Source organism: Asticcacaulis sp. W401b, assembly GCF_046503825.1.
Lineage (GTDB): Bacteria > Pseudomonadota > Alphaproteobacteria > Caulobacterales > Caulobacteraceae > Asticcacaulis.
The window spans coordinates 165146-176950 of sequence record NZ_JBKFEE010000001.1 but is presented as its reverse complement, the minus strand read 5'-3'; the positions used below and the strand labels follow the sequence as shown (position 1 = coordinate 176950).

Genomic DNA, 11805 nt, shown 5'->3' with positions numbered 1-11805 from the left:
AGGGTGGGAAACACGTGCGTGTTTTACATGCGGCGGCTTTTAACAGGTGCGACCTGTGGGGCAAGCCCGATTCGTCGCAAATCCTTAAAATTTTGACTGGATTTACGGCTCTTTTGGCGTGCCCGTGATGAACCACGCCCGCTTAATCGTTTCACCCTCGATCTCGTAGATGCCGACCACATCGACGAGCCGCACACCCTCCGGGAAATCGCGGGTGACGGACTCCGTGTCGATGACGGTGTTGCCGATCACGCTGCGACTGATCAGGCGGGCGTAAAGGTCTGGCTCCTGAAAGCGGATCAGGTGGCGTTCCCGAATAGCCCTATGTCCCTTGGCCAGCAGGGTCTGCGGATGGGCGTAGATTTCCGCATCCTCGGCCCAGAAGGACAGAAACCTGTCCACATCCCTGGCATTATAGGCGTTAAGTTGCCCTTTGACGATGTCTTCCGCTGAGCGTGTCATGGACGCAGCATGATGGCGCTGATCAGACGGCCATAATCCGGCTCCTGCCGCAGGAAGCTCCGGCGGTTGGAATGGAACAGGGTCTCTTCGGCGCAGGTGTCGTGGCCTGTGGTCGCAACCTGCGTCAGGCCCAGCCGCTTCAGCCGCATCAGGCAGAAGCCCGGCAGATCGAAATAGCGCTTGTCGGCGGTCTTGCCCGCAATAAAGAAGGCGCCGCAGTCGGCATCCTGCGCGCGGAAGGTCTCTTCGTAATCGGCAGACACCTCATAGGAGGCCTGCGCGATGCACGGGCCGATCACGGCTCGCAGGTGCCGGGCTTCGGCGCCTTTGGCCAGAAGTGCCGCGTATTCGGCTTCGATCATGCCGCCCAGCGCGCCCTTCCAGCCCGCGTGGCAGGCCCCGACGACACCATTGACCGGATCGGCCCACAGGATGGGGGCGCAATCGGCCGACAAGGCCCCCAAAATCAGGCCGGGGGTGGTGGTGACCAGACCATCAGCCTCCGGACGGTCTTCCGTGGGCCACGGGCCATCGACCGTCACGGCGATTTTGGAATGCACCTGATAACAGTTGAGCAGATGCGCCTCCGGCTGGCCAAAGCTGGCGGCGACGCGGCGGCGGTTTTCAAGGATATTGTCGCGCGTGTCCTTGGAGCCTTGCCCGACATTCAGCGACTCGTAGGGGAAGGGCGACACGCCGCCCAGCCGCGTGAAAAAGCCGTGCTGGATGTTTGGCAGGTCGAGGAGCGGGTGCAGGATACGGGGCAGGGTCATTGTAGCGCCTGTGAAATTAAGAGCCCCCACCACCGCATCTCAGCTTCGCTTCGTGCGGTCCCCCTCCCAGTAAACTGGGGAGGTATGAAGGCTAGGCTTTACTAGGCCCCGATTTCGATAGGCGCAAGGCCTGCCAGAGGCAGGTCGCGGGGGTAATGGATGGCCAGCACCTTGAACAGTTCGCCCATCTCTTCCGCCGCGATCAGGCGATGGACCTGCCGCGCCAGCCGGTCGGTGTCTTCCGGGTTTTTGGCGCGCAGTTCGTCAAAGCGCTCGATAATGCCGAGGCGTTGCAGGAAAACGCCCTGCGGCGTGATCTGACTGACCCCCAGCCCCATGTTCAGCGCCGTAACCGCCAGCGACGGAAAATCCGCCCACTGGGTCAGGTCGTGCGCGCCGGGTTCGGCCAGCGGATCGGTCTTTTCGTGGCGATAAATCGCCTGAAGCGTGTCGCCGGGTTCGGGGCGGTCGCGGCCATAGTCGATAAACAGCGCCGCGCCCGTCGCCTCGTGGATCAGCGCGCCCACCGCCTCGATCAGGCGGTTTTGCGCCACAGAGACTTCGCAGACCTGACCGATTTCGGCGGCGAAGGGGGCGATGAAATCCTGCGGTGCGGGGACAAGACCGATGACCAGTTCGCCCTCGTGAAGACCAACGCAGCGCTCATACCAGCCGTCGGGGGTCAGTTGAAACTGCCGCGCCGGCAGACAGTCGAGTACCTCATTGGCGATGATGAGCAGAGGCGCATCGGTCGGCACGTGGTCGAGGCTGTCGTAATGGCGCACCTCACCCAGTCTGGCCGTCTGTACCGCGCGAAGCGGCGGCGAAGGCTCGATCAGACCGATCTCCACGGCCTGCGCGAAGGCGGGCAGGGCGCGAAAAGTTCTCAGCAGGTCGCTCATCAGCGTGCCGTCACCGGGGCCGATTTCAAGGACGCGAATCTTTGCGGGCGCGCCCATATCCTGCCAGGCCTGCATGGCCCACAGGGCGAGACGTTCACCGAACATCTGCGACACCAAGGGGGCCGTGATAAAGTCGCCCTCTTCGCCCAGAGCCGGGCGCGTGGCGTAATAGCCTTCCTGCGGATCGAACAGGCAGGCCCACATATAGTCGGCGATGGTCAGTGGGCCTTCGAGCCTAATCTGCTCGATCAGGCGGGTCTTAAGCGAGGCCATCAGGCGCTTTCGTCTCATTTGTCGCCGTAAATCCGGCGGGCAGGGTCTTGCCGCGCAGGGCCAGCCAGATAGCGATGCCGCCGCCAATGATCATCAGCAGCGACAGGGTCTGCCCCATGGTGATGACGTACTTGAAGAAGGGCAGCATCTGGGCGTCGGGCTCGCGCACAAACTCGACCAGCACACGGGCAAGGCCGTAACCGGCGACAAAGGTGCCCATGATCAGGCCGGGCTGACGCAGTTTGCGCCAGACGTGCACCAGCAGATAGCCGACGACAAACAGCACGATGCCTTCCAGCACGGCCTCATAAAGCTGGCTGGGGTGGCGCGGCAGATAGCCAGCCGGGCAGACGCCGCCGTATTGCTGAAGGATATACTTGTTACAGAACACCATGCCCCACGGCCCGTCGGTGGTGCGGCCCCACAGTTCGCCATTGATAAAATTGGCGATGCGGCCAAAGAACAGCCCGATTGGCGCGGCACACGACAGAAGATCGCCCAGGGTCCACGGATTGATGCGGTGACGCCGACTATAAAGTACGCCCGCGATACAGACCCCGATAAAGCCGCCGTGGAAGGACATGCCGCCTTCCCACACCTTAAAGAATTGCAGCGGGTTTTTCAGGATGGGCGCCAGATCGTAGAACAGCACATAGCCAATGCGCCCGCCCAGAATGATGCCGAGCGCCATCCAGATAATCAGGTCTTCGAGGTTTTCACGCGACAGGGGGGCGGGGTAGGGCGCCCACAATGACTCCTTGCGGATCAAGCGCGTCAGATACCACCAGCCCAGCGCGATACCGGCGACATAGGCTAGCGCGTACCAGCGCAGGGCCAGCGGGCCTGTGTGCAAAAGGACGGGATCAATATCGGGCAGGGTCATGCTCAGAAACCTGTGAACTGTATTCAATGACCTAAAGGAATCATCGAAGGGGGGCAAGAATCGTGAAAAACTTTCTTTCAGTCGCCATTCGCACTATATGCGCACAGTGTGACAACTCATTTGAGGCTCTTTCCGGGCCTTTATCCGCAAGGATTTTCCCATGCAGTCGAAAAACCCCTTCCTCGACGAATTCGCCAAGCTCTCGACCAGTGCCATGTCTCTGGCTCAGGCCGCCGGTGACGAGGCCAAGGCCGCCTTCCGCGCCCAGGGCGACCGCTTCGTCGCCGATATGGACCTTATCCGCCGCGATGAATTCGAGGCGATGAAGGAGGTCATGCTGGCCGAAATCGCCGCGCTGAAGCTGGAAATCCAGAGCCTCAAATCCAAGGCCGAGTAATCCCGCCCTCTGGACCTCTCTCAGGACACCCGTATCTCTCATGGACCTGCCTCAGGCTGATTATACCGACATGACTTCCGACCCGCTCGAACTGGTCGAAGCCATCCTCACCGACGAAGGCCTGACCTTCGAGCGGACGCCCGATGGCGAGGTGCTGTTCTCGCTGGCCGGGTTATGGAAGTCGCACGACATGTGGTTCTCCTGCCGTCCGGAAGGGGAGTGCCTGCAACTGTGTTCGTCGCTCGACCTGCGCTTCGATCCGGCAAAGGTGGCGCCGATCCATCAGTTGCTGTCGTTGGTCAATCAGCGCGTCTGGTTCGGCCACTTTGAAATCTATGAGGACGAAGAGGGAATGCGCGAAGCGGGGCGTCTGCCCGCCGATATCGTCTTCCGCCACACCCTGTTGTCGAGCCCGATGGAACGCCCCGGTCAGGTACAGACGGCGCATATGATCAATGTCGCCGCCGAAGCCGTGGATCGCTTCTATCCGGCCTTCGACTTCCTGTTCAAGGGCGCGCCCACGGCCGAAGCGGCGCTGGAAGCCTGCCTGTTTGAGACAATCGGAGAGGCCTAATCGTTCACACAAAAGTTGCCCTTCGGGTACTTTTGTGTGGTCTTATACCAAGGGTCATTGGAAAGGACTCTTGGTATTCCATTCGAGAATGTCTCATGTCGCTGACACATATGAGACATTCTTGGGTTTTCAACGGCCGGATGCGGTCAGCATCTTCGGTCGTTGGTATTACGCTGAAAAATGCCTCGGGGCGGCCCGTCGGCATTTTTCGCATTTAATTCAAGATTTATTGAGGTCCATCAATGCTGGCGAAACCCATACTTCTCATTGGCGCGGGGGCGCTGGGGTCGGCCATGCTCAAGGGGATGCGCGCCGCAGGCCATATCGCGCCGTCCGACCTGATCATTCTCGATCTCAATCCCGGCGAAGAAGCGCAAGCCTATGCGGGTCTGGGGGCGCGGCTTAACCCGTCGCCGGAAGTGTGGCGCGACGCCTTCACCGTCATCATCGCGGTCAAGCCGCAAAGCTGGCGCGGGGCGGCGCAAATTCTGGATGGCAATCTCAACCCGGAGGCGACTTTGATTTCGGTGATGGCCGGGGTGCGGACCGAAGACCTCAGCAGCGTGTTTGCGCCGCTGAAAGTCGCCCGCGTTATGCCGACCACCGGTGTGGCGACCGGTAAGGGCGTGGCCAGCCTCTATGCGGCCGAGGGCCTGGCCTTGCAGGCCGCGTCCGACCTCTTCTCGCCGATGGCGGCGACGGTGGTGCTGGACAACGAAGACCTGATCGACGCGGCGACCGCCGTGTCCGGTTCGGGGCCGGCCTATGTTTACGCCTTTGTGGCGGCGCTGGAGCAGGCGGCGCTGGAAACCGGCCTGACGGCCGCGGATGCCAAAACGCTGGCCCGCGCCACCCTGATTTCGGCGGCCAATCTGCTGGATCAGACGGGCGAAGACCCCGAAGACCTGATCCGCAAGGTCGCCTCGCCCGGCGGCACCACCGAAGCGGCGCTGAAAGTGCTGCGGCAGGAGGGGCAGGGGCTCACCGAGCTTGTCACGGCGGCGGTACTGGCGGCGCAGAAACGCTCCAAAGAACTCGGATAATACCAAGGTCATTGAAAATGACTCTTGGTATTCCATTCGAGACTGTCTCATGTCTCTGACACGTATGAGACAGTCTTGAGTTTTCAACGGCCGGAGGCGGTCAGCCTCTTCGGCCGTTGGTATAATAAAAGCCCCACCGGATGGCGGGGCTTCGTATTTTATTTCAGGCTGAGTTTCGCTTCGACCTCTTTCCAGTCCACGATCTTGAAATTTTGCCGGGCACGGGTGGTCGAAAGGGCTTCGCCTTCGGTGTCCATATCGTCCTGCATGACGACGATACCCTTGGCATAGGGGCCGACCTGTCCGCCCAGGGCCGCGACGCCATCCGTCCCCGTCACGGCATCGATACCGTTGCCGGGGAAGACCGAGAAACGGCCCTGATAGACGGGCGTACCCTCGACGCGCCAGACGGCAAAGGCCGAGTCGCCTTGCGACGAGGCAATCAGATAGGTCTTTTGGCCGTCCCGCAGCAGGGTCAGGCCTTCGACATCAGCTTTGAGCACGTCCGACGGCAGGCTGACCAGCGCCTTGCGCTGCGACCCTGTTGCCGGATCGAGGCTGTACGCCCAGATACCGGCGTTTTCTTCGGCGATATAAAGCGTCTGCGTTACGTCATCGACCACGCAACCTTCGGATTGCGTGCCGACATTGAAGCGGCGCGTTTCGGTCAGGACCGGCTTGCCCGCAGCAACGCTGACCGTGGCCTGCGCCACATCGCCGTTCTTGCCCACCATAATGGCGACCAGATCGCCTGCCGTTGTTTTACCGAGGCAGAAACCATAGGCCTCAGAGGTGGCCAGCGGCGCAAAGCCCCAGTCGGTGGTTTTTAGAGTCGCCGGATCGAGCTTGAAGAAACGCACGCCATTGCCGACGCGATCAGAGGCGGCAACCACCACCGGCAGTTCCAGCGCGTCGTTACGCAGATCGACATTGTTCATCGGACCGACGGTGAGGAAGTCGATCACCTTGCCATTCAGATCATAGCTGTAAAGGCCCGCCTTCTTGTCGGTGCCATAGATCACCACGCGGTTGGAGTCAGACGGATCGACCCAGATTTCGGGATCATCAGCGGAGTCCAGATTGAGCGTGCCGACCGCTGTGGTTTCCGTCACCGCTAGAACCGGCGTGCCCGTGCCCTGCGTCATCTTGGCCGAGTCGGAGATCAATTCCGGGTGCAGGCAGCCGCTAAGAAACGCGGGGAGGACTGTGAGTGAAATGGCCGCCACAAAAGCTTTGCGGTATTGTAATAAAAGTGTCATTTCAGGCCTGTCTTGTTAATATCATTACGCGGGTAGCAGAATTTTCAACCTATATCTACAGGCAGAGCCGCAACGTCTGTTCGATAATTATGACACACTGCGTATGGATATACGCCTTCCTTGTGCATTGTTGTAAAAGTGTCATTTGCGGAAAGTATGAGGCCTTATCGTTTTTTTACACGGGGCCTCACCATGTTCTCCAAAATTTCCTCGCGACACCTGTCTGTGGCGCTTCTGGCATCAACGGCTCTGGTTTCCGGGCATGCGCTGGCCGGTACGGTTAGCGGCAATGTTGCCGACGCTTCGGGGACGTCCGCCTTGCAAGGTGCCGAGGTCTCTCTGGTTGAATTGAACCGCACTGTTTCGGTTGGCAACGACGGCAGCTTCCGTTTCGCCGATGTGCCGGCGGGCGAATATACCCTGCGCATCCGCTACACCGGGGCGCAGGAACAAAGCCGCAAGATTACGGTGACTGAAACCGGAGATGTGACGGCTGACGTCGCACTTAAGGCGGCTTCGGATGCCGAAGTGACCACCGTTCTGGTGGTTGGGCAGCGCGCCAATATGCTGAATGCGATTTCGCGTCAGCGCGCCGCCGATGGCGTGCAGAGCACGCTGTCCAAGGACTCGATGGGGCAGTTTCCTGACCAGAACGTCGCCGAGGCCATGCGCCGTGCGCCGGGTGTCAACGTCTTGAACGATCAGGGTGAGGGCCGATTCGTCTCGGTGCGCGGTCTGGATCCGAACTTCAACTCGGCTTCGATCAACGGTAACCGTATTCTGGCGACCGGCGGCGAAGACCGTATGGTGGCGATGGACGTGTTGCCGGCCGAACTGATCGAATCCATCGACATCAAGAAGTCGCTGACGCCGGATATGGATGCTGACACGATCGGCGCCTCTATCGAGATCAACACCATCTCGGCCTTCGACCGCAAAAAGAATATGCTAACGGCTTCGCTGGAAGGGTCTTACAATGACTTGAACAGCAAGACCTCGCCCAAGGCGGGTGCGGAATTCGCTTACCGCGTCACCCCGGATTTCGGCCTTGCCGGTGGCTTGAGCTATTATGACCGCAAGTTCTCGACCGACAATATCGAGGCCGCAGATTGGGACAAGGCGGGTTTCGCCCGTACGCTTGAATATCGCGATTACGACGTGGAGCGCGAACGCTATGGCGCGACGCTCAATTTTGATTACCGCCTGAACACCAACACCTCGCTGTATCTGCGTACCTTCTATTCCAAGTTCGACGACACGGAATCGCGGCGTCGTCTGGTCTTCAAGATTGACGACCTGGCACCGAAGGTTTCAGGTGATACCGCGACCTTTGTTTCGGGCAATAAGTCTTCCGAGCGTATCGAAATTCGTCGTGACCTGAAAGATCGTCGCGAATGGCAGGAAACGAGCAATGTCGCCTTTGGGGGCAAAACCTACGTCGATGCGTGGAAATTCACCTATGACGTGAGCTATTCGGAAGCCAAGCAGAGCGAGGCCGGTTCGACCGATCCGATCCGCTTCCGTCAGCGCTTTGACAAGACAGCGAATATCCTCGGCGTCACGTTCGATTACAGCGACCTGACGCGCCCGTCCTATACTATCGACGCGTCTAAGCCTGGCGCGGCTTTGTTCAACGACCCGACCAAGTATTCGATGGCGGTTTTTGAAAAAACCACCAAGGAAGCCGCGCGCGACAAGGAAACCGCCGTGCGTTTCGACGCGGCGCGCACCCTGAACCTGGAATCGGGTTCATTCGAACTGAAGTTCGGTGGCAAGCTGCGTCAGCGAGATAAATCGCAGGACATGACCTATGACATCTATAACGGTTACACAGGGGCTCTGACCCTCGCCACTGTGGCGGGGTCGCAAACCTACGGTCTGGCCCAGATGGGTGTGGTGCCTGATCTGGCCAAGACGCAGGATTTCATCAACGCCAATCTGGCGAACTTTACGAAAAACGCCGACGATACCTTCCTGGCCTCGATAGTCGAAGACTATAAGGGCAGCGAAGACGTCTATGCCGGTTATGTGCAGGGCCGTTATGAGAATGGGGCTCTGCGCATTATCGGTGGCGTGCGCGTCGAGCAGACCAAGCTCGATATGTCGGGTGCTCTGGTTGATGCGGACACGCTGAAAGTTACGCCCACTCAGGTCAAAAAGGACTATACGGACGTCCTGCCGAGCGTGAATGTGCGCTACAATGTCAGTGACAAGCTGGTGGCGCGTGTGGCTCTGACGCAATCCATTATGCGCCCCAGCTTCGGCAAATTGGCGCCGAGGTACCAGATTGCGGAAAACGATGATGGCGAAATCGAAGCGACGTTCGGCAATCCCGATCTGGACCCTTACCGCGCGACTAATTTCGATGCTTCGCTGGAATACTACTTCGCCAAGGAAGGCGTGATTCAGGGTGGCATCTTCGCCAAGAAGATCAAGGACTTTATTGTCACCTACAAGACCAGCACGGCGGGCGTATACCGTGGTGTGAACTATGACGAGGCCGAATACGCCATCAATGGCGAAGAGGCGGATGTGTTTGGCGTGGAACTGGCCTATTCACAGGCCTTTACCTTCCTGCCGTCGCCTTGGGATGGCCTGCTGGTCAGCGCCAACTATACCTACACGGACGCCAGTGGCGATATCCGGACCGAAGACGGTGGCGTGCGTTCCATCCCGCTGCCTGCGTCGGCTAAACAGACCGCGAACCTTGTACTGGGTTACGAGAAGGGGCCTCTCAGCCTGCGTGCGGCGGGTTCGTATCGTGCGGGCTATCTCGACGAGGTGGGCGATCTTGATGACGCAGATCAGGACCGTTACGTTAAGGATCACTTCCAGCTTGATCTGTCGGCCAAATATCGCCTGACGAGCCATGTACGCTTGTTCGCTGAAGTCGTGAACGCCAATGACGCGACCTACACGGCCTACAATAATGTCGGCGGTCGCCAGCGTCTTCTGCAATATGAAGAATATAGCTGGACCACAAAGGTGGGCATAAAGCTGAACTACTGATTGAGGGCGGGGGCGGTCGAAAGGCCTTGATCCCGGAAAACGCCGCTCCTGCCGGAGCGGCGTTTTTTTTTGATCCGCCGCCCGGTTTTTTGTGTAATTCATCACCGATCCTTAAAGTGTAATCCTCTGAAAATATCATTATTAAACATAGGCTTAAATCCATATGGCAGCTTAACGGAACTGACGAATGCTCTTAGGCCCGCGCGTAGGGCAGGGCTTTGCGTCCCTCGCCTTTTGCGCTAGGGTTGCGAACTCTGAAAGGGAGGGGACGTTATGAAGCTATCTGTTGATTTTGCCTTTGCGGGCATCGAAATCATCAAGAAGAATCCGCTGGCTGTGCTGGTCTGGGGTCTGGTCTATCTGGTGGTCAGTGTGGTGTCGTCGCTGCTTATAGTGGCGGTGGCGGGGCCGGCCCTGACGGCGCTGCAAAACTATCAGACCGCGCCCGATGCCGACCCGATGCAGGTGTTCGGCCATCTTGGGGCGCTTGTGCCGGTCTATCTCATTGCCGGTGTTCTGGGGCTGATCTCTTCCGCCATCATCCAGTGCGCCGTCTTCCGCAGCCAGTTGCGGCCGGGTACCGGTGGCTTTGCCTCTTTGAGACTGGGGGGCGATGAGTTCCGGCAAATACTGGTCGGGATATTGTGGGCTCTGGCGCTGGTGCTCTTTTACGTCCTGTTCGGGATCGCGCTGGCCATATCGATTGGCCTTATCTCGCTGATCGGGCAGGTCAGCGAGATTGTGGCCGGGATACTGATCTTCCTTCTGGTCGTTGGGGGCCTTGTGGCTTTTCTGTATGTCGTCAGCCGCTGGTCGCTGGCGTCGGTACAGTCTTTTGCGGAAAAGAAGATCAATATTTTCGGTAGCTTCAAGCTGACTCAGGGTCAGGGCTGGACGCTGCTGGGCGGTTATCTGCTGCTGGGTCTGGTGATGATTGTCATTATGATCATCGTCTATAGCCTGGTCTTTGCGCTGGTGGTCGGGACCAGCGGCGGCTGGATGCAGGCGATTACGCAGATGAGCCGTCCGGACATGAGTTCCGTCGCGGCTCTGATGACGCCTGTCTTTTTCGCACAAACCCTCGTCAGCAGTCTGCTGATGGGCGGCTTCTATGCCCTGATCTACGGGGCTTCGGCAGCGGCCTACAGCGCCCTAAGCGACAAGGGCACGCGCTCGGTCGAAGTGTTCTGACCTTGATGTGAGGGCGGTCGCACGATAGGCTTGCCGCAAAGGAGCCTTGCATGTTCGACCGTCGCACCCTGCTGTTATCATCTTTGGCGCTGTCGGTGGCGGGGCCTGTGACCGCCAGGACGCGCAAGCCTGTGCCGGTGATTTTTCACACCGATATTGGCGGCGATGTGGACGATACCTTTGCGCTCCTTTACCTGCTGCGGCGGCCGGAACTGGCGCTCAAGCTGGTGGCCACCGATGCGGGCAGCCCGCAGTACAAAGCCCGCCTGACGGCCAAACTGCTCACCCTGGCCGGACGCAGCGACGTGGCCATTGCCATGGGTCGTCCGAAGGGCGAGGAGACAGGCGCACAGGCCGAATGGGTCGGAGATTACCGACTTGAGTCCTATCGCGGCGTGGTGCGCAAGGACGCCGCTCAGGCCATGATCGACACGGTGATGACCTCACCCGATCCGGTGACGATCATCAGCGTCGGCCCGGCAACGGAACTGGCCGAAGCCTTGCGGCGCGAACCGAAGCTGGCGCAAAAGGCGCGCTTTATCGGCATGTTTGGCTCGGTGCGTATCGGCTATAAGGGCGTTGCGCCGGCCGATGCCGAATATAACGTCAAGGTCGATCCGGCGGCGCTGCGCACGATCTTCGAGGCCGACTGGCTCAGCTGTGCAATTACGCCGCTCGATACCTGCGGTCTGGTGACGCTGGATGGCGCCGGCTGGCAAAAGCTGTGGCAGAGTCGTGATCCCTTCGCCGTGGCCTGTATCGAAAACAGCAAGGTGTGGCTGCCCAATACGCCGTGGATGGCCAAGGATTTTGACCTGACGAAGCAAAGCTCGGTGCAATTCGACGCTGTGGCAGTCGAAATGGCCTTTGATGAGTCGAAACTGGTGATGGAGACTCTGCCGCTCAGCGTGTCGGATGAGGGGATGACCCTGATCGACCCCGCCAAAGGCCGACCTGTGCGCGTGGCGACGCAGTGGACGGACCTGCCCGGCTTCAAACGGCAACTGGTCGAGGGGCTGACGCGCGGCGCTTGAGGGCG

11 protein-coding genes are annotated in these 11805 nt (G+C 59.6%); 6 read left to right on the top strand and 5 right to left on the bottom strand.

Annotated features, from left to right (window positions below; translation table 11 throughout):
- Window positions 1–102 precede the first annotated feature (102 nt).
- The 4 genes from ACK8OE_RS00775 to lgt form a co-directional block, all read right to left on the bottom strand.
- Complete coding sequence (locus ACK8OE_RS00775) at window positions 103–462, bottom strand: nuclear transport factor 2 family protein (protein ID WP_410270992.1); 360 nt, start codon at window positions 460–462, stop codon at window positions 103–105.
- Window positions 459–1235: a peptidoglycan editing factor PgeF gene (pgeF, locus tag ACK8OE_RS00770; RefSeq protein WP_410270991.1), complete on the bottom strand. Its 777-nt coding sequence runs from the start codon at window positions 1233–1235 to the stop codon at window positions 459–461. Before pgeF ends, ACK8OE_RS00775 begins: the two co-directional genes overlap by 4 nt.
- 101 nt (window positions 1236–1336) lie before the next feature.
- The gene (locus ACK8OE_RS00765) at window positions 1337–2428 is read right to left on the bottom strand and encodes a class I SAM-dependent methyltransferase (protein WP_410270990.1); all 1092 of its coding nucleotides are present in this window, start codon (window positions 2426–2428) and stop codon (window positions 1337–1339) included.
- Entirely contained in the window at window positions 2397–3293 is an 897-nt protein-coding gene (gene lgt, locus ACK8OE_RS00760) for a prolipoprotein diacylglyceryl transferase (protein ID WP_410270989.1), read from the bottom strand. The genes ACK8OE_RS00765 and lgt overlap by 32 nt, the downstream gene beginning before the upstream one ends.
- Before the next feature lie 160 nt (window positions 3294–3453).
- Here lgt and ACK8OE_RS00755 point away from each other — a divergent pair, with 160 nt between their 5' ends.
- The 3 genes from ACK8OE_RS00755 (at window position 3454) to proC (ending at window position 5307) form a co-directional block, all read left to right on the top strand.
- Window positions 3454–3690: an accessory factor UbiK family protein gene (locus tag ACK8OE_RS00755; RefSeq protein ID WP_013478665.1), complete on the top strand. Its 237-nt coding sequence runs from the start codon at window positions 3454–3456 to the stop codon at window positions 3688–3690.
- Window positions 3691–3730: 40 nt separating this feature from the next.
- Window positions 3731–4264, top strand: coding sequence for a YbjN domain-containing protein (locus ACK8OE_RS00750; RefSeq protein ID WP_410270988.1), 534 nt, complete (start codon window positions 3731–3733; stop codon window positions 4262–4264).
- A 242-nt stretch (window positions 4265–4506) separates the two neighbouring features.
- A complete protein-coding gene (gene proC / locus ACK8OE_RS00745; protein ID WP_290797399.1) occupies window positions 4507–5307 on the top strand; it encodes a pyrroline-5-carboxylate reductase in 801 nt (266 codons plus the stop codon).
- Window positions 5308–5465: 158 nt separating this feature from the next.
- On the opposite strand, the gene ACK8OE_RS00740 is transcribed toward proC, so the two are convergent.
- Window positions 5466–6566 (bottom strand): phytase, encoded by a 1101-nt coding sequence (locus tag ACK8OE_RS00740; protein WP_410270987.1) that lies wholly within the window; start codon window positions 6564–6566, stop codon window positions 5466–5468.
- Between the two features lie 192 nt (window positions 6567–6758).
- On the opposite strand from ACK8OE_RS00740, the gene ACK8OE_RS00735 reads away from it, so the two are divergent.
- The 3 genes from ACK8OE_RS00735 (at window position 6759) to ACK8OE_RS00725 (ending at window position 11800) form a co-directional block, all read left to right on the top strand.
- Entirely contained in the window at window positions 6759–9575 is a 2817-nt protein-coding gene (locus tag ACK8OE_RS00735; protein ID WP_410270986.1) for a TonB-dependent receptor, read from the top strand.
- Between the two features lie 273 nt (window positions 9576–9848).
- Window positions 9849–10766 (top strand): hypothetical protein, encoded by a 918-nt coding sequence (locus tag ACK8OE_RS00730; protein ID WP_410270985.1) that lies wholly within the window; start codon window positions 9849–9851, stop codon window positions 10764–10766.
- Window positions 10767–10816: 50 nt separating this feature from the next.
- A complete protein-coding gene (locus tag ACK8OE_RS00725; RefSeq protein WP_410270984.1) occupies window positions 10817–11800 on the top strand; it encodes a nucleoside hydrolase in 984 nt (327 codons plus the stop codon).
- Window positions 11801–11805: the final 5 nt, after the last annotated feature.